General features: G+C 64.3%; 20 protein-coding genes. 13 read left to right on the forward strand and 7 right to left on the reverse strand.

What is annotated here, in order from left to right; all coding sequences use genetic code 11:
• Positions 1 to 15: 15 nt before the first annotated feature.
• The 4 genes from NLY36_RS23145 to NLY36_RS23160 are packed head-to-tail and all read left to right on the forward strand — an operon-like array spanning position 16 to position 3,940.
• Positions 16 to 1,341, forward strand: coding sequence for an alanine racemase (locus NLY36_RS23145; protein WP_023686803.1), 1,326 nt, complete (start codon positions 16 to 18; stop codon positions 1,339 to 1,341).
• Positions 1,342 to 1,379: 38 nt separating this feature from the next.
• Positions 1,380 to 1,724, forward strand: coding sequence for a RidA family protein (locus NLY36_RS23150; protein WP_023686804.1), 345 nt, complete (start codon positions 1,380 to 1,382; stop codon positions 1,722 to 1,724).
• Positions 1,725 to 1,726: 2 nt separating this feature from the next.
• Positions 1,727 to 2,737, forward strand: a complete 1,011-nt coding sequence (locus NLY36_RS23155; protein WP_023686805.1) for a succinylglutamate desuccinylase/aspartoacylase family protein — start codon at positions 1,727 to 1,729, stop codon at positions 2,735 to 2,737.
• Between the two features lie 21 nt (positions 2,738 to 2,758).
• Positions 2,759 to 3,940 (forward strand): hypothetical protein, encoded by a 1,182-nt coding sequence (locus NLY36_RS23160; protein WP_031249129.1) that lies wholly within the window; start codon positions 2,759 to 2,761, stop codon positions 3,938 to 3,940.
• A 75-nt stretch (positions 3,941 to 4,015) separates the two neighbouring features.
• On the opposite strand, the gene NLY36_RS23165 is transcribed toward NLY36_RS23160, so the two are convergent.
• From NLY36_RS23165 to NLY36_RS23175, 3 genes are read right to left on the reverse strand one after another with little or no spacing between them, the layout of a single operon-like run.
• On the reverse strand, positions 4,016 to 4,867 hold the full coding sequence (locus NLY36_RS23165; RefSeq protein ID WP_023701283.1) for a TIGR01459 family HAD-type hydrolase: 852 nt from the start codon (positions 4,865 to 4,867) through the stop codon (positions 4,016 to 4,018).
• Entirely contained in the window at positions 4,864 to 6,153 is a 1,290-nt protein-coding gene (locus NLY36_RS23170) for an FGGY-family carbohydrate kinase (RefSeq protein ID WP_031199271.1), read from the reverse strand. The genes NLY36_RS23165 and NLY36_RS23170 overlap by 4 nt, the downstream gene beginning before the upstream one ends.
• Entirely contained in the window at positions 6,137 to 7,180 is a 1,044-nt protein-coding gene (locus NLY36_RS23175) for a class II aldolase/adducin family protein (protein WP_023735733.1), read from the reverse strand. The genes NLY36_RS23170 and NLY36_RS23175 overlap by 17 nt, the downstream gene beginning before the upstream one ends.
• Before the next feature lie 192 nt (positions 7,181 to 7,372).
• Here NLY36_RS23175 and NLY36_RS23180 point away from each other — a divergent pair, with 192 nt between their 5' ends.
• The 7 genes from NLY36_RS23180 to NLY36_RS23210 all read left to right on the forward strand — a co-directional run bounded on the left by NLY36_RS23180 (position 7,373) and on the right by NLY36_RS23210 (position 14,900).
• Positions 7,373 to 8,155, forward strand: a complete 783-nt coding sequence (locus tag NLY36_RS23180; protein WP_023701285.1) for a DeoR/GlpR family DNA-binding transcription regulator — start codon at positions 7,373 to 7,375, stop codon at positions 8,153 to 8,155.
• Complete coding sequence (locus NLY36_RS23185) at positions 8,152 to 9,531, forward strand: FGGY-family carbohydrate kinase (RefSeq protein ID WP_023701286.1); 1,380 nt, start codon at positions 8,152 to 8,154, stop codon at positions 9,529 to 9,531. The genes NLY36_RS23180 and NLY36_RS23185 overlap by 4 nt, the downstream gene beginning before the upstream one ends.
• Positions 9,532 to 9,575: 44 nt before the next feature.
• Positions 9,576 to 11,072, forward strand: coding sequence for a sugar ABC transporter ATP-binding protein (locus tag NLY36_RS23190; RefSeq protein WP_050588083.1), 1,497 nt, complete (start codon positions 9,576 to 9,578; stop codon positions 11,070 to 11,072).
• Positions 11,069 to 12,061, forward strand: coding sequence for an ABC transporter permease subunit (locus NLY36_RS23195; RefSeq protein WP_286461478.1), 993 nt, complete (start codon positions 11,069 to 11,071; stop codon positions 12,059 to 12,061). Before NLY36_RS23190 ends, NLY36_RS23195 begins: the two co-directional genes overlap by 4 nt.
• Positions 12,062 to 12,137: 76 nt before the next feature.
• Entirely contained in the window at positions 12,138 to 13,076 is a 939-nt protein-coding gene (locus NLY36_RS23200; RefSeq protein ID WP_023670567.1) for an ABC transporter substrate-binding protein, read from the forward strand.
• Positions 13,077 to 13,142: 66 nt separating this feature from the next.
• Positions 13,143 to 14,036 carry a sugar phosphate isomerase/epimerase family protein gene (locus NLY36_RS23205; RefSeq protein WP_023695091.1) on the forward strand — a complete coding sequence of 298 codons (894 nt, stop codon included), beginning with the start codon at positions 13,143 to 13,145 and terminating at the stop codon, positions 14,034 to 14,036.
• Between the two features lie 621 nt (positions 14,037 to 14,657).
• The gene (locus NLY36_RS23210; protein WP_023670565.1) at positions 14,658 to 14,900 is read left to right on the forward strand and encodes a DUF768 domain-containing protein; all 243 of its coding nucleotides are present in this window, start codon (positions 14,658 to 14,660) and stop codon (positions 14,898 to 14,900) included.
• A gap of 33 nt (positions 14,901 to 14,933) precedes the next feature.
• Here NLY36_RS23210 and NLY36_RS23215 read toward each other — a convergent pair whose 3' ends face one another.
• Positions 14,934 to 16,052: a DmpA family aminopeptidase gene (locus NLY36_RS23215; RefSeq protein ID WP_023695092.1), complete on the reverse strand. Its 1,119-nt coding sequence runs from the start codon at positions 16,050 to 16,052 to the stop codon at positions 14,934 to 14,936.
• Between the two features lie 8 nt (positions 16,053 to 16,060).
• Positions 16,061 to 17,734: an exodeoxyribonuclease VII large subunit gene (gene xseA / locus NLY36_RS23220; RefSeq protein WP_023735728.1), complete on the reverse strand. Its 1,674-nt coding sequence runs from the start codon at positions 17,732 to 17,734 to the stop codon at positions 16,061 to 16,063.
• Positions 17,735 to 17,825: 91 nt separating this feature from the next.
• On the opposite strand from xseA, the gene NLY36_RS23225 reads away from it, so the two are divergent.
• Complete coding sequence (locus tag NLY36_RS23225) at positions 17,826 to 20,024, forward strand: bifunctional diguanylate cyclase/phosphodiesterase (RefSeq protein WP_023695094.1); 2,199 nt, start codon at positions 17,826 to 17,828, stop codon at positions 20,022 to 20,024.
• Between the two features lie 6 nt (positions 20,025 to 20,030).
• Here NLY36_RS23225 and NLY36_RS23230 read toward each other — a convergent pair whose 3' ends face one another.
• Positions 20,031 to 20,987, reverse strand: coding sequence for a LysR substrate-binding domain-containing protein (locus NLY36_RS23230; protein ID WP_023695095.1), 957 nt, complete (start codon positions 20,985 to 20,987; stop codon positions 20,031 to 20,033).
• 178 nt (positions 20,988 to 21,165) lie between these two features.
• Between NLY36_RS23230 and NLY36_RS23235 the strand changes: the two genes are divergently transcribed.
• Complete coding sequence (locus NLY36_RS23235; RefSeq protein ID WP_023670560.1) at positions 21,166 to 21,456, forward strand: DUF1127 domain-containing protein; 291 nt, start codon at positions 21,166 to 21,168, stop codon at positions 21,454 to 21,456.
• 224 nt (positions 21,457 to 21,680) lie between these two features.
• Here NLY36_RS23235 and NLY36_RS23240 read toward each other — a convergent pair whose 3' ends face one another.
• Positions 21,681 to 22,742: a DUF937 domain-containing protein gene (locus tag NLY36_RS23240; protein WP_023695097.1), complete on the reverse strand. Its 1,062-nt coding sequence runs from the start codon at positions 22,740 to 22,742 to the stop codon at positions 21,681 to 21,683.
• Positions 22,743 to 22,828: the final 86 nt, after the last annotated feature.

Consider the following 22,828-nt stretch of genomic DNA (forward strand, 5'->3'; position numbering starts at 1 on the left):
AAGGGTTAGCATCGCATGACTGAAAACTCACCGGTTCCAGCCCTTTCGGTGCGCGAAAATTTTCGGCTCGACGACCGCATCCGCGGCGTGCCTCCCGGCACAACCGGGCTGGACAGCAGCCTTGTCGCGGCCGAGCACTGGCATCCGGCCGATGGACGCATGGCGCTTCCGGTGCTGACCCTCGACGAGGCGGCCTTCTCCGCCAATCGCGACCTGTTCCTGCGCTATGCGCGCGAACACAATGTTGCGATCGCTCCGCATGCCAAGACGCCGATGGCGCCCGATCTTACCCGGTCGCTGGTCGAGGCCGGCGCATGGGGCACGACGGTCGCCGACATCAGGCAAGCGACAGTGATGCTGAAGGCCGGCTTGACACGGCTGATCATCGCCAATGAGGTTGGAGGAGCCGGCGGCGCCAACCGGCTGGCCGTGCTTGCTGGTGCCTGGCCGGATGCCGAGCTCTATGTCTTTGCCGACTCGGTCGACGCCGTGAACGCGCTTGCCGAGGCTTGGCGCGCCAATGCGGCGCTGCCGCCGCTGCGCGTGCTGGTCGAACTTGGTGCGGGCAGGGCGGGCGCCCGCACCACCGCGCAAGCCGAGGCCATCGCCGATGCGATCACGGCTGCCGGCGGGCGGCTGCTGATCGCCGGCGTTGCGACCTATGAAGGGGCGGCGGCGCAACCCGAGCCCGGTCGCACCGATGAGGTGATATCCGGCCTGCTGGCAATGACCGCCGACATGTTCCTGCGGCTGCGTGCCCGCGTCGGCGGCGACGCACCGCTGATCGTCACAGCCGGCGGCTCCGCCTTCTTCGACCAGGTGGTCGCGGCGCTTGCACCCCTCGTTTCCAGCGACGGCAACGCAACGCTGGTGCTGCGCAGCGGCGCCATCTTCTTCCACGACCACGGCACCTATGACCGTTCGCTCGGCGCCCTCGATGCCCGCAAAGGTTTTGCCATAGGCGGCATCAGCGCTTCGGCGCGGCATTCCTTTCGCCCTGCGCTACGCCTTTGGGCCGAAGTGCTGTCGCGTCCGGAGCCGGGCCTTGTCATCTGCGGCATGGGCATGCGCGACGTGTCGTTCGACCAGGGCTTTCCAACGCCGCTCACCGTCTTTCGTGCCTGCAAGCCGCTGCCGATGCCGGCGGCGCGCGCCGAGGTGGTCAAGCTCAACGACCAGCATTCCTTCCTGTCGATTGCACCGAGCGACGACGTGGCCGTCGGCGACGTCGTCGAATTCGGCATCTCGCATCCCTGCACCTGCCTCGACCGTTATCGCGTGATCTTCGGCGTCGACGCGACCGGCCACGTCCGCCACGCTTTCCCCACCTGGTTCGGCTGACCAGATCCCCCAAAAAGAGAACCTCGAAAGGATCCGATATGATCAAGTATTTTCAGTCCGGCTCGCGCATGTCGCAGGCCGTCGTCTATGGCGGCCTCGTTCACATAGCCGGCCAAGTGGCCAACGATCGCAAGGCCGGCATCGAAGGCCAGACCAGCGACGTGCTTGCCAAAGTCGAGGCGCTGCTGGTCGAGGTCGGCAGCAGCAAGTCGAAGTTGGTGGCGGTCAACATCTTCCTGCCGCAGATCGGTGATTTCGAGGCCATGAACAGCATCTACGATGCCTGGATCGATCCTGCCCGCCTGCCGGCGCGGGCCTGCGTCGAGGCGCGGCTTGCCGACCCTGATCTGCGCATCGAAATCACCGCGGTCGCGGCGGTCTGACCATGCACACCGGCCTCGCCCACACGCTCGATTTCGACCGCGACGGCAAGACGCTCAGCCATCTAAGCATTCCGTTCTCGATCGATCGCTCGCCCTACTTTCAGGTCAAGGTGCCGATCTGCCTCATCCGCAATGGCGACGGCCCGTCACTGCTTTTGATGGCCGGCAATCACGGCGACGAATATGAGGGCGAGCTGTCGCTGGCAAAACTGGCGCGCCGGCTCGATCCGAAGCGGATCAAGGGCCGCATCACCATCATGCCGATGGCCAACGCCCCTGCGGTGATGGCCGCCAAGCGCTGCTCGCCGCTCGACGGCGGCAATCTCAACCGGGCGTTTCCCGGCGATCCCTCGGGAACGCCGACAAGCCGGCTCGCCAATTTCCTTGAGACGGAGCTGTTTCCTCGTCACGACGTCGTCTTCGATATCCATTCGGGCGGCACGTCGATGGAGCATCTGCCGACCGCGCTGGTCGAACGCAACGCCGATCCCGAGCGCCACCGGCGTGGCGTCGAGCTGATGCGCACGCTCGGCATGCCCTACGGCTTTATCGCTGACAACGGCCAGGCCTCGCCAACCTCGATGGGCGCAGCGCGCCGCGCCGGCGCCGTCGGCGTCAGCGGCGAGTTCGGCGGCGGTGGCACCGCAACGGTCGATTCGATGGCGATCACGGCCCGCGCGCTCGACCGTCTGATGATAGCAATGGGTGTGGTCGACGCGCCGGTTCTTGGCGCGGGCGAAAAGCCTTCGGCGCCGACAAGGCTGCTGTCCCTGTCCAGGCACAGCCAGGGCCTCTATGCCACCCGCCGCGGCTGGTTCGAGCCCGCCGCTAGGCTCGGCGACAGTGTCACTTCAGGACAATTGGCCGGCTGGTACCACGATCTCGAGCGGCTCGATGTTGCCGAGGAGGCCCTGCATTTCGCCGAAAGCGGCTTGGTGCTGTCGCGCCGGCTGCACACGATGTGTGAGGCGGGCGACTGCCTAATGCAGGTCGCAGAGCCGGTCGACGGCTGAGCCAAAGGCAGAGGATATTCCATGCAGCAACTGTCCATGTGGACCTATCCCTGGGACATCCAGGATCTCGGCCTGGAGACGGTCGAACGTGATCTTGTCGAGCGCGCCGGGCTCAACATGATCAGCCTGGCGACATCCTATCATGCCGGGCGCTTCCTGCAGCCGCGCAGCCCGCGCCGCAAGGCCTATTTCCCTGAGGACGGCACCATCTATTTCAAGCCGACCGCTGCGCGCTGGGGAAGTCTAGCCATCCAGCCCAAGGTGGCTGACGTGATCACTGAGGGCGGCGACGTGCTCGGTCAGCTCATCCGCCGTCGCGACGCGGGCGGACTAGGAGTTTCGTGCTGGACGGTCTGCCTGCACAACACCCGCCTGGGCATGCTGCATCCGCAGGCCGTCACCCGCAACGCCTTCGGCGATGCCAACTACTACAATCTCTGCCCCTCCCATCCCGATGCGCGCGCCTATGTCCGCGCGCTGATCGCCGACATCTCGCACAGCTACCGGCCGGACCGGATAGAACTTGAAAGCCCGTCCTTCATGGGCTTTGCCCATGAATACCATCACGAGAAGGACGGTGTCGGGCTGACGCCGGAAGACGATTTTCTTTTGTCTCTGTGCTTCTGTCCGTCCTGCGTCGCCCGTGCGGCAAAAGCCGGCATCGATGCCGAGGCGGCGCGCAAGCTCACCAGGCAATGGATCGTCGAGACCTGCGAGCGTGCGATGCCTGAGCAGCGCTTTCCCGATTTGACCGCCTGCGGCATCGACGCCTTTGCCCCCTGGCCGGAGCTCCATGCCTATCTCTTGTGGCGATTCGAGCCAGTGACCAGCCTGGTCGCCGAACTGCGCGAGGTAGCCGATCCCACGACGCGGGTCGTTATTATCGATCTGAAAGACGGCTGGCTTGGCGGTTGCGATCTGGCAGCGCTGGGCAAGGTCTGCGACGGGGCGATCCTGTGCGCCTACGACATGCAGGCCGGCGATGTCGCCAGCCTGATGGCGGCCGGCCGTGCGGCACTGGGCGCGGACAAATTCCTCGGCGCCGGCTACCGGCTGTTCTATCCGGAAATGGCCCGCCCCGACATTCTTGCGGCCAAGGTGAAGCCAGCGCTGGCGCCCGGTGTCGACGGCATCAATTTCTACAATTACGGCCTCATTCCAGCCGCGCGGCTCGACTGGATCCGCGCTGTTCGGCAGCCTTGAGCCAGCCGGCCAATGCTCGCCGGCCACGAGGCGTTGAGGCCGGATTCGGGCGCGAGCGCTGCGGGGTGAATCAAATCAGCGAAACCTGAAGCCATCCATGGTGTAATCCGGGTATGCGTCCATCGTGTCGAACAGGTCGAACAGGTCAGGTGTGTCCGCCAATATTCCTGACAGAACCAGCACCGTGGCCACGCCGGCAGCAAGTCCGCCAGCGATGTCGTGTTCGACACTGTCGCCGACGCAGACCACAGTGCCGCGGTCTGGATTGCCTGCCAGCGCTAGTGCGGCGCCGAATATAGTGGGGTAAGGCTTGCCGATACGCGTGACGCTACCACCGAGGTCCTCGTAGAGATCCGCCAGCCGGCCGGCACCGAAGCGCGGCCCCACTGCCGTCAGCATGATCTTGTCAGGGTTGGTGCAGAAGCATGGCACCTGCCGCACCGCAGCCGGCGCAAGAAGTCGGCGATAGTGCTCAAGATCATAGCGGTCGCCCTCGCTGGCCGAAATCAGCACCAGCCCGGCATCGTCACCGTCCTTAGTCAATGCGAACGGCAGACCTTCGATCGCCGAGCGGTCATCGTCGCGGCTTATCAACAGGCATTTCGTGTTTGGCAGTAGCTTTCCGGATACCGCCATGTCGTGGAAGAACTCCCACGCGACCTCGCCGGAAGAAACAAAATGGTCCCAGCTTCCCGGTTCGAAGCCGAGCTTTAGCAGCCGGCTCTCGTTAGGCCCCGCCCGCTTGCCGGAGTTCGAGATCAGCACAATGGTCTTGCCGGCGCGCTTCAGCGCCGACAGTGCTTCCACTGCCCCTGGATAGGGGCTGGCGCCGTCATGCAGCACGCCGAACTGATCGAGCAGGAAAAAATCATAGCGCTCGGCCAGCTGGTTGACGCCGTTGAGGTGTTCGACTGTTTTCGCGCTCATAGAAGCCCCGCCGCGCTTGCGCCCATCAGCGCCAGCCGCGCTGTGCCGGCGGCGGCTTCGTCCGAAAGCGCCGGCAGGAAATCAACACCAAGTCTGCGCTGCCGGATCGCCGTCCAGGCGGCATTCGCCGCACCGCCGCCGACGCTTCTGACCGACGTCAGCTGCGGAGCGCCGAGCTCGGCGAGCCTGTCATAGCCGAGCGCCTCGATCGCGGCGATACCCTCCAACATGGCTTTCAGATAGTCGGCGTCCTCCACCGGTCGCGGCACAAGACGCGGCGGCAGTGCCGGATCGGCGATCGGAAAGCGTTCGCCTGCAGTGGCAAGAGGATAGTAGTCGAGGCCGGTCTCGGTCATCGGGTCGATCGCCATGCTCAGCTCGACGATGCGCGCCAGAGGGAAATGCTGTGTCAGCACCTTGCCGCCGGAGTTCGATGCGCCGCCCGCCAGCCAGACATCTCCAAGCCGATGGCTGTAGATGCCGAAGCGTGGCGCCGAGATAGGCCGGTCGGACAGGATCTTGACGGTCAACGACGACCCCAGCGCGGTGACGCCGTCGCCCATTGCCGCGGCACCTGTCGCCAGGAACGAGGCGCAGCCATCGGTCGTTCCGGCGACGACGGCGATTTCGCGCGGTAAGCCGAACATATCCGCGGCATCCGCGGTGAGTTTGCCGACGACATCGCCCGGCCTGGCGATACCGGGCAGCAACTCCATGCGCATTTCGGTGGCCGCAATCCAGTCCGGCCAGCAGCGGGCCGTGATGTCGTAACCGGTTTTCAAGGCATTGTTCTCGTCGCTGACATCGAAGCGACCGGAGAATTGTCCCGCGATCCAGTCCGCCTGATGCAGCACCGCGGCAACACCGGGCGTGCGCTGGAACCAGAGCGCCTTGGCGAGACCGGACGTCGCCCCAAGTGCGGCACTGGTCGCTGGGGCTTCGCGAGCGATCGCGACCAGAATGGCGTTGTCGGCGACCGTATCGTTGTACATCAGCGGCTCGGCCAGCGGCCGCCCGGCGCCGTCGACCGGCAGCAACGTACCTGAAGTGCCGTCAACAGCGATCGACCGGACCGCTGTTCGGTCGATGCCCGAAAGCAGTTCCGCCAGCGCTGCGCCGACCGCTGACCACCACACTGCAGGGTCGCGGGCATTCCGGCCAAACAACTCGAGCGAAACGGCGGAACGCGCGGCAATGGAAAAATCCGGACGCATGGCGACCGCGCGCGCGCCGGACGTGCCGATGTCGATGCCTATGGCAAGCGGCGTGTCAGCGGCTGGCGGCATTGAGTTTCTGGCGATACTTCTCGGCGTCCCAGTTGACCAGTTCATCGTTCTCGGCGGCGGTGAGGTAGTTCAGCCGCGCTGCAATGTCGACGCGTGCCGTCACGTCGGCAAGGCAGCGTTGCATGGCGTCGGCGCCCGCACTGGCATCGCCGCGCATCAGCACGCCCAGCCCGGGAAACAGGATCGCCACGGGGTTTGTACCGCACCGCTCGATGACGCGCGGCACATCCTCACCGGGCTTTGCCACCACCGACCCCCGACCCAGAAAGATGACGTGATCGGGGTAGAGGCTGCCCCCGGACGCCATGCGGCGGCTTTCGGGATCGATGGCGACCGCGTGCGCCTCGATTTCCGCCGGCAGCCTGTAACCGGTTTTCCCGGCCAGCGCCGCCAATCCCGCAACATCCGGTTCCGCCACTTGGCGCGCCGGCCGCGCCAGAAGCAGCGTGACGCGGCGCAGCAGCACTTCGGCCTCGGCGACGGTATCGGCCGCGACGACCAGCCCGTGATTGGCAAGGATCAGCACGTCGACCCCAGCCTGAAGCCGCTCGGCAATACCCTGGGCAAGCGGCAGGCCTGGCCGGAAATAAGGAACATACGCCCATTTGAGACCATCAAGGCGTCTGGCGGCTTCCACCTCGCAATTGGCCTGTACCGCCAGCGAAATGGTTTCGACGCAATGGACATGCAGGACGACGCGCTGCGGCATCAGCGCGTGAACGGTGGTTTCAATCGAAGGGCGCAGGCGCCGGGCGTTGAGCGTCTCGATGGCGAAGATCTGCGGCTGGTCGGCGGCGCTGTCGCGCTGTTCGACAGCCCTGAGCAGCGGCGCCATCGCCACCGGGACCATGATGTCTTCGGAGAGCGCATCCTTCAGCCATGTGCCGGAAGCCTTGATCCACAGCGTGTCGCCGGCTTTCAGCGAGGTGTTGCCGCCGGCGGCCTGGGTCAGATTTGGATTGCGCCCGATGCTGGCCGAAAGCGCCCGCAAAGCAGCCATTTCCTGCGCATCCGCATAGCTCGCCATGGCGCATTTCCTCTATCAGCTCCGTCAGCCTCGCAGCTTCGGATACCCGTCGTGGGATGTTGATGTGTATCGCAGATGCGAGCGACTTACGTCAATAGTGATCTAATGTCATCAAAGGTTCTTGCAATCGGAAAGATGTTGAGTAAGTTACGTCAAATGCCGTGGCAAAAACGGCTCCTGGGAGGAAAACGATTGAGCGACTCCGGCCGCCAGCGTCAGATCGTCGAGTTGCTGCGGGATCGCCCCTTCGCGTCGGTGCGCGAACTGCAGGAGCAGCTCGGCGTGTCGGCGGCGACGGTGCGGCGCGACATCGACAAGATCGACGAGGCCGGTGAAGCACGGAAGGTCTATGGTGGCATCTCGGCGCTCGACGGCGCTTCACAGGCGGGTGTTGCCTATGCCAGGCCCTATGACGAGAACCGCGACCTCGCGGTCGAGGCCAAGCGGCAGATCGCCGCTCTCGCGGCCACGATGGTGCGCGACGGCGATGCGGTCATCGTGCATGGCGGTTCGACCTGCTTCCACCTTGGGGTCAAGCTGGCTGAGCGCAGCATCCGTCTCTATACCAATTCGATGCCGCTCGCGGCCTATCTGAGCGACCACGGCCATTGCAGCCTGACCGTTGCCGGCGGCGATCTGCATCGTGAGCCGGGCATCATCCATTCACCGACCCAGGCGGAGCCGTTCTACGCATCGAAGTTCTTTCTCGGCGCGCAAGGCCTTGGCCAGGAGGGCGTGCTGGAATCGCACCCGCTGCTGGTCCGCTCCATCGCCGATCTCAGCCTGTGTGCCGACCAGATCGTGGTGCTGGCCGACAGCCGCAAACTGTCGATCCACGCCCGTAACATCGCGCTGCCCTTGTCGCGCATCGGCACGCTGGTGACCGATGACGGCCTGTCCGACGTCGACGCGCGCATGCTGGAAGACGCGGGCGTCATGGTGCGCATCGCTTCGGCTTCGGGAGCCATCCAGTGAAGATGGCCGTCCTCGATTTCGGCAAGACCAATTCGAAGCTGTTCGTCTTCGCTCAGGACGGGCGCATCGTCGACGAGCGCCGGACCCGGCCGAACTGGATGCGCAAAGATGGCTTCAGCGTGCTTGATGAGGCAGCACTTCACAGTTGGGCGGTTCGCGCCGTAAGCGAGGCCTCCGACGTCCATGGCGTACAGGGCGTGATGGTGTCGGGCCATGGCTGCACCTTTGCCCTGGTCGACGAGGCGGCGCTGACGCATCCGATACTCGATTATGAGCAAGAGCCGCCGGCTGATATTGCCGCGCAAATTGATCGCCTCGTTCCGGATTTCACCGAGACCTTCTCGCCGCGATTGCCGCTCGGCTTCAACTACGGTCGCCACATGCTGTGGCTACAGGCGGTGCAACCCGGTGCATTCACGGCCGCGAAATCGATCCTCGGCTATCCACAATACTGGAGCTGGCGGTTTGGCGGCCGGGCGGTCTCGGAAGTGTCCTATCTCGGCTGCCACTCGCATTTATGGGCGCCGCGCAAGCGCGACTTCAGTTCGCTGGTCGATATTGAGGGCTGGCGCGACCGGATGCCCGCTTTCGAGCGGGCGGGCTCGGTTGTCGGCGAGCAACGCCTCGGCGACACGAAGCGGCGGATCGCCATCCACAATGGTGTCCATGACAGCAATGCCGCGCTCCATGCCTATCGCCGGCAGGAGCTTGGCCCGGTCACCGTCGTCTCGACCGGCACCTGGGTCGTCGTGCTTAATCCGGATTGCCTGCTCGACGCGCTCGATGGCCAGCGCGACATGCTGGTCAATGTCGATATCGACGGCGGCCCTGTGCCGACCATCCGCTTCATGGGCGGGCGCGAATTCGCCACGATCAGCGACGGCTGGCAAGGCGCGATCGCGCCGGCGGCAGTGCAGCGGGTGATCAACGCCGGCAGCATGGCGCTGCCGAGCTTCGCGCCGGGCGGACCAATGCCCGGCCGCGCCGGCAAATTGGTCGGCCGCATGCCAAGCGCCGAGGAACGCGCAGCCGTGGCGCTGCTCTACGTCGCGCTGATGGTCGACCTCTGCCTCGACCAGATCCATTCGGACAACACCGTGATCGTCGATGGCGGACTGAACGCTGGCGGCCTGCTCGCCGGGCTAGTGGCGCAACTGCGTCCCAGCCAGGCCTTCCTGCAAGGGGCCACACTGGAGGGCAGCGCCACCGGGGCGGCGGCGCTGGCCTTCGAGACCGTCGGCCGCGAATTTGCCGCGGAAGTGCCGGAGCCCGTGCGTGCCGCAAGCTTCACCGGACTTGCCCGATATCGCGACACATGGCGTGGCCTCATCGGCGAGCAGGGCATCCCCCGCGCGGCAGCGGGAGGCGCACGGTGATTGTCGCTGCTCAGGCCGAAGTCACGCGCCAGCCAGTGCTGGAAATGCGGCACATCTCGAAGACGTTCGGGCCAGTCCGCGCCTTGCAGGACGTGTCGCTGACCGTCCATGCCGGCGAAGTCCATGCGCTGATGGGTGAAAACGGTGCTGGCAAGTCGACTTTGATGAAGGTGCTGTCCGGCGCCTATCGGCCTGATGCCGGCGGCGAGATACTGATCGACGGCGTGCCGGTCGCCACCGGCGACCCGATCAAGGCGCGGGCTCACGGCATTGCGGTTATCTATCAGGAACTGTCGCTGGCGCCCAACCTGACGGTCGCGCAGAACATCTTCCTCGGCAATGAGCCGAGGCGTTTCGGCATCGTCGACCGCGACCAATGCTACCGGCGCAGCAATGAGATCATCAAGCGTCTCGGCGTGTCCTTCTCCGCACGGGCTCAGGTTTCCAGCCTGTCGCTCGGCGAGCGTCAGCTGGTCGAAATCGCCCGCGCGCTTTCGACCAGCGCGCGCATCATCGTCATGGACGAGCCAACCACCTCGCTGACCTCGCGCGAGACCGACCGTCTCTTCGAGGTCATCGCGACGCTGAAGTCGCAAGGCATCGCCATCATCTACATCAGCCACCGCATGGAAGAGGTCTACCAGTTGGCCGACCGTGTCAGCGTGCTGCGCGACAGCGGCTATGTCGGCACACTCGAGCGTGCCGAGCTGAACGCCTCGCGCCTCGTCTCGATGATGGTTGGCCGCGACCTGTCCGCTTTTTACAGGAAGGATCATCGCCCGCCGGACAACAAGCGCGCGGTCGCCTTGTCGGTGCGCGGCATGGCGGACGGCAATCTCCTGAAGAACTGCTCCTTCGAACTGTACAAGGGCGAGGTGCTGGCTCTGGCTGGCCTTGTCGGCTCGGGCCGCACCGAACTCGCGCGACTGATCTTCGGTGCCGACAGACGCATCGCCGGCACGCTGGAACTCGACGGCAAGCCCGTAACCATCGGCTCGCCAAGCGAGGCACTGAATGCCGGCATCGCCTATCTCACCGAAGACCGCAAGGAGCTCGGCCTCTTTCTCGACATGTCGATCTCCGACAACATCAGCATGGGCGTGCTGGCCAGGGATGCGCGGCCCGGCGGCTTGCGCGATTTCAAAGCCGCCGAGAGACGTGCTGCCACGGCCGTTTCGGATCTCTCCATCCGCACCAGGTCGGTACAGGCCAATGCGGGTTCGCTGTCGGGCGGCAACCAGCAGAAAGTGTTGCTTGCCCGCCTGCTCGAGACCGAGCCGCAAGTGGTCATCCTGGATGAACCGACGCGCGGCGTCGATGTCGGAGCGAAGTCGGAAATCTACCGGCTGATCGACAATCTCGCCAAAAAGGGCATCGCCATCCTGATGATCTCCAGCGAACTGCCGGAGGTGATCGGCGTTGCCGACCGCGTGCTGGTAATGCGCGACGGCACGATTGCCGGCGAGGTTACGGCGTCCAAAGACCAGCCGCTGCGCCAGGAAGCAATCATGGAACTTGCAACGGGAGCGGCCAAGGGATGACCGACAAGGCGACCGAGATCAGTGGCCAGGTTGTCGGCAGGAGCCGGCGGTTGCGCACCGCCTTCGCCGCCCTTGGTATGCTGCCGATCCTGATCCTGCTGGCGGTCGGCTTTCAGTTGATGAACGCGCGCTTCTTCACCCAGACCAATTTGCTGATCGTCATGCAGCAATCGTCGATCAACATTGTGCTGGCAGCGGGCATGACCTTCGTCATCCTGACCGGCGGGATCGACCTGTCCGTTGGCTCGATACTTGCCGCCTCGGCGATGGTGGCGGTGATGGTGTCGCTGGTGCCTGATTGGGGACTGCTGGGCGTGCCGGCGGCCATTCTCGTCGGCCTCGGCTTCGGCGTCATCAACGGGCTGCTGATCGCCTATATCAGACTGCCGCCCTTCATCGTCACGCTGGGGTCGCTGACCGCTGTGCGCGGCGTCGCCCGCCTGCTCGGCCAGGACACCACGGTGTTCAACTCGGACCTGCCGTTCGACTTCATCGGCAACGGTACGCTGTTCGGCATTCCCTGGCTGGTCATCATCGCCTTGTCGGTCGTGGTGCTGTCCTGGCTGGTGCTCAAGCGCACCGTGCTCGGCACCTGGATCTATGCCGTCGGCGGCAATGCCGAAGCGGCGCGGCTGACCGGCATCAAGGTGCCGCTGGTGCTGCTCTTTGTCTATGGCGTTTCCGGCCTGCTGGCCGGCCTTGGCGGCGCCATGTCAGCGGCCCGGCTCTATGCGGCCAACGGGCTGCAGCTTGGGCAGTCTTACGAACTCGACGCCATTGCCGCGGTCATTCTCGGCGGCACCAGCTTCGTCGGCGGCGTCGGCTCGATCTGGGGTACGCTGATCGGCGGCCTGATCATAGCGGTGCTCTCCAACGGGCTTATCTTGGCCGGTGTCTCGGACATCTGGCAGTACATCATCAAGGGATTGGTCATCATCGTGGCAGTCGCCCTCGACCGCTACAGGCTCCAGGCAGGAGCGAGAACGTGATTGACCTTGGTCGCCGGCGTAAACGACCGGTTTGTGTAACGCACCGTGAGAGGCGCGGGGCAATTGGAGGAAAGCAATGAAGACCATCGCTAAACTGCTCTGCGGCGTCGCACTCGCGGCTGCCGCCATCGCGCCCGCATCGGCCAAGGACCTCAACAAGGTCGGCATCTCGGTCGGCCTGCTCGGCAACCCCTTCTTCGTCGCGACCATCAAGGGTATCGAGGACGCGGCCAAGAAGATCAACCCGAAGGTCGAGGTGACGTCAGTGTCGGCCGACTACGACCTCAACAAGCAGGTCTCTCAGGTCGATTCCTTCATCGCCGCCGGCGTCGACGTCATCATGCTCAATGCGGTCGATGCCAAGGCGATCGGCCCGGCGGTGAAGAAGGCGCAAGCAGCGGGCATCGTCGTTGCCGCCTTCGACGTTTCGGCGCCAGGCGCCGACGTCACCGTCATGACCAACAACGTCAAGGCCGGCGAAGAGGCCTGCCAGTATCTGGTCGACCACACCGGCGGCAAGGGCGACTACGTCATCCTCAACGGCCCGGCGTCGTCGTCGATCCTGGAGCGGGTGAAGGGCTGCAAGGACGTCCTTGCAAAACACCCCGACATCAAGATCCTCTCCGACGACCAGAATGCCGAAGGCTCGCGCGACGGCGGTCTGAAGGTCTTCCAGTCGCTGCTCACCCGCTTCGACAAGATCGATGCGGTGTTTGCCATCAACGATCCGACGGCGATCGGCGCCCAGCTTGCGGCCAAGCAGCTCAATCGCTCGGAGTTCATCTTCACCGCAGTGGATGGCGCTCCCGATATCGAGAAGGAACTCGCTTCCGGCACCTCGATGATCAAGGCCTCGGCTTCGCAGGATCCCTACGTGATGGCTGGCCAGTCGCTGACGATGGCGGCTGAGCTGCTTGCCGGCAAGAAGCCGGCGGAGCCGACCGTGCTGCTCGACCCGAAGCTGATCACGGCCGAGAACCTGAAAGACTACAAGGGCTGGACCGCAGCCCGCTAAGCCTCCCAAGGCCGATGCGGCCGGGGCAACCCGGCCGCATCTCAATTCCAGAAACGGGAGACGATCATGTCGCGCATCGGTATTCATTCCTTCGTCTGGTCGGCGAGTTCGGCGCAAGGCGACCTTGAACGCACGCTGGCCAACACCAGAGAGGCCGGCTTCGACCTGATCGAGTTCTCCTATCTTGACCCGGCCAATGTCGACGTTGGCGGGTTGGCCAGGCGCATCGCCGACCTCAAGCTCGGCGTCGCGATCAGCATCGGCCTGCCGGCCGACGGCGACATTTCGAGTGCCGACAAGGCGGTTGCCGCGCGCGGCGTCGAGATCCTCAACGAGACGATCGCGCTCACCCGCGATCTCGGCGGCCAGAAGATTGGCGGCATCCTCAGCACCAGCCACGGCTTGCAGACGCAGGCGCCGACGCGCGATCAGTGGAACCGCAGCGCGGGGACACTTGCGAAGGTTGCGGAGACGGCCAAGGCAGGCGGCGTCACGCTCAATCTGGAGATCGTCAACCGCTTCGAAAGCAATCTGCTCAACACCGCTTCACAAGGCCTGGCCTTCATCGCGGACACCGGCTCCGACAACATCTTCCTGCATCTCGATACCTTCCACATGAACATCGAGGAGGCCGATGTCGGACTGGCTATCCGCCATGCCGCTGACAAGATCGGCTATGTCCATATCGGCGAGAGCCATCGCGGTTTCCTCGGCACCGGCAATATCGACTTTGCCGCCATCTTCGATGCGCTGACCGCAATCGGCTATAGGGACGACCTCAGCTTTGAATCCTTCTCGTCGAAGATCGTCGACGAGAACCTCTCACGGAAGACCGCGATCTGGCGCAATCTGTGGGCCGACAATATGGAACTGGCCCGGCATGCGCGCGCCTTCATCTCAATCGGGCTGGAGACGGCGCAGCGCAAGGCAGAGCTTGTCGCATCGAGACATCGTCCTTAGCAGGAGCGCGCTGCCAAAGCGCCAATGTTGTCGTTCATCCGGCCCGCGCGTTACGTGCAAGGAATCGACGTCGGAGGCGCTGAGTGTGGCGGAGGCAGTCGAGCGGGGTGACGCTGACGAGAGCTTTCTGATTTTGGCTCACGAAACGCAATAAAATCAACATCTTCATACGCCGTCCGGGGCCATCCGATCTCCATACTGGACGGGGATGACGTTTGACACAGCGCGGCGGAAGGAAGCAGGATGGCTGATAGAGTCGACATCGCATAATGATGTCACTATATAGCGGCGGCTTCGACCGTGTAGCTGTGGCGGTGTACCACGAAGCAGCAGAAAATGTGTTACGCGTTGTGATCCCTATTGTGATACAAATCGGCCGTCGACAGCAGGAAAAGATCGTAAGAACAATAGCATAGAGCCGAAGCCGATCCCGGCCAACGTACCACTCTATCAAACAATCAGAACGTGCTCATTGAACCCTTCCCTTCATTCGGCTCTTCGGACCTCCGACAAGATCAACTTGCCGGGCGAAGCCGACTCGGTTCGAATGGCAGCATGCATCCTTTACCGGGTGCGGACGTTTACGGTTACCAACCGGCATAGCCGCCAGGGAAAAGCAGTATGAGTGAACATGCGATCGAGTTCTTGCGCGGATGGATCGGTGAAAAGGTCCACTGCCAGCACTCGCCGGTAAAGATCGAGAAGCAGGCCGAGACCCTCGCCAAGGAGTGCGCGGCCAAGGCCGCTGAGGTCGGCATTCCGCTGGAAGATATCCAGGAAGAAGTCGGCGACATCCAGGAACTGATCGCATCGCGGCTCGAAGAGGCGGCCGAGGCCGACCAGAGCAACGCGGCCAAGCCGTGACGCAACAGGCCTGGCGCCGCCAGGCCTTGTCCTCTATCCAAATCGATCTTTCAGCCAGGCCTTCGGCAGCGCCGGCACGAAATTGCCGTCGCGTCCGCTCATATCCTCATTGGCGACCATTGCATTGAGGATCGCCTCCTCTACGCCTTGCGCCACCGCATCGAAGAACGGATCGATATCGACGTCCGGGATGTAAGCGGCGTTTGCGGTTCGTCCCGACGGTGCAAGTGCTGCTTGCGGATTGGCGGTGGTGAAGGCCAGAAAAATGTCGCCCGAACTGTGGTAGCCGAAGCCGCCTGTCATGGCGATGCCGAGCGGCACGCGCTTTGCCAGCCGCTTCATCTGGTGCGGCAGAAATGGCGCATCGGTGGCGACGATGGCGATGATCGAGCCCTTTTCGGCACGCGGCGTGCCTTCGCGCATCGCCGGCTCTACCAGATCGGGCCCGACGCGGGCGCCGCGCAGTGTGAAATTGCGCCGCTTGCCGAAATTCGCCTGCACGAATACGCCGACCGTATGCCTGATGCCCTGCCACTCGATGATGCGCGATGCCGTGCCCGAGCCGGCCTTGAAGCCAAAGGCAATCATGCCGGTGCCACCGCCGACACTGCCTTCCTCGATCGCTCCACCGGCGGCACCGTCGAGCGCGGCTTCGACATCTTCGAAGCCGACGTGATGACCGTTGATGTCGTTGAGGAAACCATCATAGGTCTCCGCCGCAACCGGCAGGCCCCAGCCGCTGTCGAGCGCCGCCGGCAGCACGCGTTGCATCCAACGCAGCGTGCCGTCGCGGGTGACGCCGCAGGAATGCGTGTTGGTGATCGTGACGGGCAGGTTGAAGGCGCCGACTTCCTCGATAATGTGCGACCCCGTCAACTCGCCATTGCCGTTCTGGCTGAAGACACCCGCAAACACCGGCGTGGCGAGCTCAGCCAACGGCCGCGGCAGGATGGCGGTGACGCCGGTGCGCACCGGCCCCGTGCCAACCTCGAGCAGACCCTCGCCGGAAATCAGCGTCGCATAGCCGACCGATACGCCGGGCACATCGGTGATGGCGTTGAAGCCGCCCGGCGTGCCCTCGAAGGCAATGCCGAAAGCACGGGCGCGCGGCTTGCCCGCCGGCGTTTGAAGATGCGGGTCATGTCCGGTCATGCGGTCCTCTAAAAAAGCGAGCCCTGATTGCCCGGTTCTTTCGGTTTGCTGGCCGTCGGCTTTGCGGCGGGTTTGCTGGCGGGCGGCGTGGCCGCTGGTTTGGCAACGGCCTGCACCCGCTCGGCGTCGCCGGTCGCGACTGCATTTACGATGCCGTCGGCGAACTCCAGCTGCAGGCCAGCGCCCGGCGCCACATCAACTGCCAGTTTGATCACCGCGCCGTCGGCATCCTTGACCAGCGCGAAGCCGCGGGCCAGCACAGCCTTGTGCGACAGCGTTGCCATCAGCCTCTCGGATTGGACGATGCGGCCGCGCAGTCGCTCCAGCCTGAGCAGTACCGCTTGCGTGCCGCGTCTCGTCAAAGCTGTCAGCAGATCCCTCTGCACGGTTTGCCGCCGTGCGGTTGGCTCGATCGTAATGCGGCCTTGCAGCAAAGCCAGTTGCTGCCTGTGCCGTTGCAGGGATGCTTTCGCACATTTTGGCAACTGATCCGCCGCACGATTCAACTCCGCGCGCCGGGCTCTCGCCAATGCGCGCAGCGCCCCCTGGGCGCGCAAAAGGTTGCGGTCGTTGGTGCGTCGCGCCTCGGCAATCCGCCGCGACAGCGTTGCCGGAGTGAGCTTCACGGCGAAGAACCGAGCTTGCTTTCTTTCGGTGGAGACCATCAGCCCCCGGCTAAGCCGGCTGGCCGCCTCGTCCAGCCGCCGTCGCGGCAGCGCCAGCAACTGGTCGGGCGAGGGCAGCGCGCGGGCGGCCGCACGCGAGGCCTGCCGCTTGCGTTCGAAATTGCGCAAGGTGGCTGCTTTGAGCCGTGCGCCAAGACTGGCTAGTGTCGCTTCGAGGTCCGCTTTCACCGGCACCGCGATCTCCGCCGCACCTGTCGGCGTGGGTGCCCGCATGTCGGCGACGAGATCGATCAAGGTCCAGTCGGTCTCGTGCCCGACGGCCGAAATCACCGGGATGCGCGAGGCGGCGACGGCGCGCGCCAGCCCTTCATCGTTGAACCCCCAGAGGTCCTCGAGGCTGCCGCCGCCGCGCGCCACGATCAGAAGGTCGGGCGGCACGATCGCTCCATCCCAGGCCAGCGCGTTGAAGCCGTTGACGGCCGCCGTCACTTCCGCCCCCGCCGTCTCGCCCTGCACTCTTACCGGCCAGACCAGCACATGCAGCGGAAAGCGGTCCTTGATGCGATGGATGATGTCACGGATCACCGATCCGGTCGGCGAGGTGACGACGCCGATGGTGCGCGGCATGAAGGGCAGCCGCCGCTTGCGGCCGGCATCGAACAGCCCTTCGGCCTGCAGTCGCCGCTTGCGCTCTTCCAAAAGCGCCATGAGCGCCCCGGCGCCGGCGGGTTCTAGATTGTCGATGACGATCTGGTAGTTGGATTTGCCGGGATAGGTGGTGAGTTTGCCGGTGGCGATCACCTCCATCCCCTCTTCGGGGCGGAATTTCAGCCGGCTCATCGTGCCTTTCCAGACCACGGCATCGAGCCGCGCGCGGTCGTCCTTCAGGGTGAAATAGGCATGGCCGGAAGAGTGCGGCCCGCGATAGCCGGAAATTTCGCCGCGCACCCGCACATGGCCGAAGACATCCTCGACCGTACGCTTCAGCGCGCCGGAAATCTCGCTCACCGTGTATTCGGTGGCATTGGTTCGTGATTCGGATTCTGCGTCGCTCATCGGCCGATTGAGCGGCTGTTGTCGCTCCGCGTCAAGATTCCATAACTTGATCTTAAGCCTGTCCTGATTGACTCTGGGCCAAGGAGGACGCATGAGCGCCCGCAGACAACGCAGCCCGTTGACGTTCCAGGTCACCCTGACGGTGCTGACGCTTGCCGTTTTTGCACTGGCCATCGTTGTCGGCTTCGGCCTTTACGCCACCATGCAGGCCGACCGGGTCTCGCTCGAGCGGGAGAAGGTTTTCCTTGCCAACGGCCTGCAGGACCAGATCGCCGCGGTAAAGCGCGAGCAGGAAAGCGTCGCCGTCTGGGATGATTCCGTTATAAACGCCAAGGCCGGCAACCAGACCTGGATGGCCGAGAATCTCAGCGTCTGGATGTACTCGTATTACGGCCACAACCGGGTCTATGTGCTGGACAACGCCAACCGGCCGGTCCACGCCATGCGCGAAGGCAAGGTCGTGTCGCCTGCCGTCTTTGGCGAGGACGAACCCGCTTTGCGGCCGACCATCGCCAGGTTGCGCCAGATGATGAGCAAGGACGCAAGCCAGGCCGGCGCAAAATTCGTTGCCGACGATCTGGTCTCGCTTGGCGGTCAGCCTGCCATACTCAGCGTCATGCCTCTGGTGCCGAGTTCGGATCGCGTCACCCAGGCATCCGGCAGCGAATATCTGCATGTCTCCATAGAGTTCATCAACGACGCGGTGATCGGCAAGATCGCGCAGAAATATCTGCTGGCGGGGGCGCATCTCCTGCCGATGGCTCAGCCGCTTGGCTCTGCTGCCATTCCGCTTATCGACAAACAGGGTGTCATCCTCGGCTATATTGCCTGGGACCAGGAACGGCCCGGCCTGACGCTGGTGGGCAAGGCCAGCCCGGCCCTGGCTCTGGCCGCGCTGGTTGCGGCGAGCGTGCTCGCCTTTCTGCTCCGGCGTCTGCGCCGTGCGTCATCGGCGCTGCAGACCAGCCAGGCCCAGGCGCAATATCTCGCCTTTCACGACACGCTCACCGGCCTGCCCAACCGGGCACTGTTCGAGGACAGGCTGCGGCGTGCCTTGCTTACCTCCGGCAATGAAAGCAAGGTCGCGCTGCTTTATCTCGATCTAGATCGCTTCAAGCATGTCAACGACACGCTTGGTCACCCGGCAGGCGACGAACTCGTGCGCCAGACGGCGGCCAGGCTTCAGCATACGGTTCGCGACGTCGACACGGTGGCAAGACTGGGTGGCGACGAATTCGCGGTGATCCTGATCGATGTCCGCGACGTAAGGAACGCCGAGGATATTTCCGAGAGGGTGCTGCAGAAACTGCAGGAGCCGTTCAAGCTGATGGACGATCAGGTCTTTATCAGCGCCAGCATCGGCATAGCCTTGTCGACAGGCCCTGATGCCGACGCAGACGATCTGCTGCGCAAGGCCGACATCTCGCTCTACGAAGCCAAGAAGAACGGCCGTGGCCGCTACCAGGTCTTCGCCGGCGACATGGACGACCTTTTGCTGCGCAAGCGCAAGGTCGAGAGCGAGCTGCGCAGCGCGCTGAATGGCGGCATCGGTATCAAGCTCGCCTACCAGCCGGTCTTTGCCAGCGACGGCAAGACCATTGTCGGCGCCGAGGCGCTGATCCGCTGGGCGCATGAGGTCCATGGCGCACTGCCGGCGGCGCAGTTCATCGCCATCGCCGAGGAACGCGGCATGATCGGGCAGCTCGGCGCATGGGCCCTGCTGGAAGCCTGCCGCTTCGCCGTGAAGACCAAACTGCCGTGGCTCGCCGTCAATGTCTCGCCGCTGCAATTGCGCGACGCCGGCTTTGCCGAAGAGGTTGCCTCGATCCTCGCCGAAACCGGACTGGCGCCGAAGCGCCTGCAGCTCGAAATCACCGAAAACGTTCTCCTGGAAAACAACGACACCACCAGAGCGGCTCTGGCAGCCTTGCGCCAGTCGGGCGTCGGCATTGTGCTCGACGATTTCGGCACCGGCTATTCGTCGCTGAGCTATCTGCGCCGCCATGCCATCGACAAGCTCAAGATCGACCGCTCCTTCGTGCGGCTTCTCGACGGCGACGGCAATTCGGGCGCCATCGTCAAGGCGCTGATCGATCTCGCCGGCGCGCTCAAGGTCGAGGTCACCGCCGAGGGCGTAGAGACCGAGGTGCAAAAGGCGCTGCTGGTCGCCATGGGCTGCCAGCAGCTGCAGGGCTACCTCTTGTCGCCGCCGCTGGAGCCGGCGCAATTGGTGGCGCTGCCCGGCCTGTCGTCGGCCAACGCAACGACGGAGGCGGCAGCGTCGGCCTGATCGTTCCTACCAGCCAGGCAGGATCTGGTTCGGCTTGCTCCGCTTCATCTTGGCGAAGGCGAGCGAGGCGAAATCGAAGCTTCCCGTTTCTTCGCCGAGCGGCACGGAAATATTGTCGAGGCTTTCCGAGATGTGCCGGGCCAGCGCGTCGACGATTTCGGGACGCGAGGTCTGGCCGCGCATGATGCCGATGCGGCAGTCGGGCAGGGCGCCAAAACCGTCGGCTTCGCCCAGCACTCGCATGCCGGGCCGCAGCGCGCATTCCGGCAGCACCGAGATCGCCAGCCCCGACAGCACCGCGGCGGTGATGACGGTGGCCGAGAAGCTGGTGAACAGGATTCGATAGTCGCGGTTTTGCCGGTCGAGCACATCGACGGCGGCGCGCCGCCAGATGCAGTTCGGCCGGCCGAAGGCCATCGGCAGCACTTCCTGTTCGTGCGTGGCATGGTTGGCCGAGGTCACCCATAGCAGCGGCTCGCGCCGCACCACTTCCGACTGGCCGCGCGTGTCGTTGTGCGTCACCAGCGCAAGATCGAGATTGCCGCGCTTGATATGCTCGACCAAGCCTGGTGTCGGCTCGCAGATGACGGTCAGCTCGACGCGTGGGTTGGAGCGCGTGAAGCGTGCCATGATTTCGGGCAGGAACCGGTCGGCATAGTCGTCGGGGGTGCCGATGCGGATGGTGCCTTCGAGCCGCTGGTCATCGAAGGCGGCCAGCGTTTCGCGGTTGAGATAGAGCAGGCGGCGCGCGTAGGAGAGCAGCTTGTCGCCTTCCTCGGTCAGCCTGTTGGTGCGGCCGTCCTTTTCGAACAGCGGCTTGCCGATCCGCTCTTCCAGCCGGCGCATCTGCATCGACACCGCCGATTGCGTGCGCAGCACTTCCTCGGCCGCGCGGGTAAAGCTGCCGGTATCGGCAATCGAGATGAAGGTCTGCAACTGGTCGAGATCGAGTGGCGCTTTCATCGGTCCAATCCATCAGTAGCGTTGATGCTAAAGATTAGAAACATTCGTTGGATTAATCAATCGGTGCGTGGCAAATTCACATTGTCCACATGAAGGCATGTGAATCGAGACCGGAACGGCCGCTGTCCCCAGCGCCGATCGCCTGGTCTTGTCCAGTTCGAGTCTGAAGGAGACCGACATGACCACGTTTGATTTCGCCACCGAGACCTCGCGCATCACCTCGCGTCCGGCCGTTGCGACGCGCGTGGCCAACACCCTTCTCAATGCCTACCAGGCCTGGAAAAATCGCCGGGCCTTCTATCGCCTCGGCGAGATGTCGGACGCCGAACTCGCCGATATCGGCCTGACGCGCGCGGATCTCCATGTCGCCATCGATGTGCCGTTCGGCGCCGATCCGACCGTGAAGCTGCGTGCGATTGCGAGCGATCGCGCCGATACAATCGAAGATCTCGCCCGCCAGATAGCGTGATATCGGGCGCATTGCCGTGAACCTTTCTCAGGCTCGCTACGACCAACGAGTATAGCAGGCTCCCCACTCCCTGCCGGTTCCCCGCCGGCCAGCCTGCACACTGGCCCGGTCCTCCTCCAGGACCGGGCTTTTCTTTTAAAGCTCCGTCGTCATCGTGCGGTCTGCGCCGCGTCGCTTCGTTCCTTGCTCCGAAGCCGCGAAGGTCAGCGCCCAACTACCGCCAACTACCGCCGGTCCATGTCCCGCTTGAACTGGTCGAAGATCGTTTCCACGCCCTTCTGATAGTCGTCGCGCTGCTGGGCGCCGGTCTCGAACATCTTGCCGAAAATATCGTCGAACGGATTGCGTGGCCTGCCGCTCGGATTGGCCTGCGGTTGCGGCGCCTGGCGCTCCTGCGGTGCCTGTGGCGGCTGGGGTGCTTGCGGCTGCTGCGGCGCCGGCTGCCCACCGGGCAGGCCGAAGCCGCCACCACCGCCTTGCCGCATCATCTCTTCAAAAATCTTGCCCAGCGGGTTGTCGCCGTAAGGGCTCTGCGTCTGTTGCGGCTGTGTTGGCTGCTGCGGCCGGCCCTGCGGTTGCTGTGCCGCGCCACCGCCGAACATATCCTGCAGCACCTTGCCCAGCGGATTGTCGCCATATGGGTTGGGCGCCTGTTGCGGCTGGCTTTGCGGCTGTTGGGCGCCGCCGCCGAACATGTCCTGCAGCACTTTGCCCAGCGGGTTCTCACCGTAAGGATTGGGTGCTGGCTGCGGCGCAGGCTGTGCCCCGCCGCCCGCCTGCCGCATCATCTGTTCGATGATCTCGCCGAGCGGATTGCTGCCGCCGCCGAAGCCACCGGCGGCCTGCATCTGACCCCCGGTCAACTGGTTTGTCGTCTGCTTGAACAATCCGCCCATCACCATCGAAGCGATGGCCGGCAGCATCTGCTGCAGGATCTGCTGGCTGACGCCGGTCGCCTGCGCGGCCTGGCTGGCCACCGCGCGCGACAGCTCCTTCGAGCCGAACAGATGACCCAGAATGCCATTGCCCTCATTGACGCCTTGCGGTGAGAAAGCCCTGGTCGCGTCCTCGAAATATTTCGCGTGCTGGCCGCTCGCCATCGCCGTCATGAAGGCGCCTAGCCCATAGGGATCGGCGGTGTTGCGTTGCAACCCTTGCGAGAAGGCCGGCAGCAGAGCGGCGACAGCCGCCTGCGTCTGCTGCATGGAAAGCCCGTACTGCTGGGCAAGCGCCTGCATGCCGTTGCCGTTCTGCGCCTGCGCCAATATGTCGAACAAGGTAGGCATCGGTTTCTCCTCCGGGAAATCCTCGAGGGAGAACCTAGTTCGTTTCGATGTTCGATTGAAGCGGCTTTTGCCGCTGCTCAAGGCGC

It is taken from the genome of Mesorhizobium sp. C399B (assembly GCF_030323185.1).
Classification (GTDB): domain Bacteria; phylum Pseudomonadota; class Alphaproteobacteria; order Rhizobiales; family Rhizobiaceae; genus Mesorhizobium.

What these genes read in the sequence shown, in the direction of transcription:
- NLY36_RS23145 (WP_023686803.1), top strand. Translation starts at nt 16, where the DNA reads ATGACTGAAAACTCACCGGTTCCAGCCCTTTCGGTGCGCGAAAATTTT.
- NLY36_RS23150 (WP_023686804.1), top strand. Translation starts at nt 1,380, where the DNA reads ATGATCAAGTATTTTCAGTCCGGCTCGCGCATGTCGCAGGCCGTCGTC.
- NLY36_RS23155 (WP_023686805.1), top strand. Translation starts at nt 1,727, where the DNA reads ATGCACACCGGCCTCGCCCACACGCTCGATTTCGACCGCGACGGCAAG.
- NLY36_RS23160 (WP_031249129.1), top strand. Translation starts at nt 2,759, where the DNA reads ATGCAGCAACTGTCCATGTGGACCTATCCCTGGGACATCCAGGATCTC.
- NLY36_RS23165 (WP_023701283.1), bottom strand. Translation starts at nt 4,867, where the DNA reads ATGAGCGCGAAAACAGTCGAACACCTCAACGGCGTCAACCAGCTGGCC.
- NLY36_RS23170 (WP_031199271.1), bottom strand. Translation starts at nt 6,153, where the DNA reads ATGCCGCCAGCCGCTGACACGCCGCTTGCCATAGGCATCGACATCGGC.
- NLY36_RS23175 (WP_023735733.1), bottom strand. Translation starts at nt 7,180, where the DNA reads ATGGCGAGCTATGCGGATGCGCAGGAAATGGCTGCTTTGCGGGCGCTT.
- NLY36_RS23190 (WP_050588083.1), top strand. Translation starts at nt 9,576, where the DNA reads ATGCGGCACATCTCGAAGACGTTCGGGCCAGTCCGCGCCTTGCAGGAC.
- NLY36_RS23195 (WP_286461478.1), top strand. Translation starts at nt 11,069, where the DNA reads ATGACCGACAAGGCGACCGAGATCAGTGGCCAGGTTGTCGGCAGGAGC.
- NLY36_RS23200 (WP_023670567.1), top strand. Translation starts at nt 12,138, where the DNA reads ATGAAGACCATCGCTAAACTGCTCTGCGGCGTCGCACTCGCGGCTGCC.
- NLY36_RS23205 (WP_023695091.1), top strand. Translation starts at nt 13,143, where the DNA reads ATGTCGCGCATCGGTATTCATTCCTTCGTCTGGTCGGCGAGTTCGGCG.
- NLY36_RS23210 (WP_023670565.1), top strand. Translation starts at nt 14,658, where the DNA reads ATGAGTGAACATGCGATCGAGTTCTTGCGCGGATGGATCGGTGAAAAG.
- NLY36_RS23215 (WP_023695092.1), bottom strand. Translation starts at nt 16,052, where the DNA reads ATGACCGGACATGACCCGCATCTTCAAACGCCGGCGGGCAAGCCGCGC.
- xseA (WP_023735728.1), bottom strand. Translation starts at nt 17,734, where the DNA reads ATGAGCGACGCAGAATCCGAATCACGAACCAATGCCACCGAATACACG.
- NLY36_RS23225 (WP_023695094.1), top strand. Translation starts at nt 17,826, where the DNA reads ATGAGCGCCCGCAGACAACGCAGCCCGTTGACGTTCCAGGTCACCCTG.
- NLY36_RS23230 (WP_023695095.1), bottom strand. Translation starts at nt 20,987, where the DNA reads ATGAAAGCGCCACTCGATCTCGACCAGTTGCAGACCTTCATCTCGATT.
- NLY36_RS23235 (WP_023670560.1), top strand. Translation starts at nt 21,166, where the DNA reads ATGACCACGTTTGATTTCGCCACCGAGACCTCGCGCATCACCTCGCGT.
- NLY36_RS23240 (WP_023695097.1), bottom strand. Translation starts at nt 22,742, where the DNA reads ATGCCTACCTTGTTCGACATATTGGCGCAGGCGCAGAACGGCAACGGC.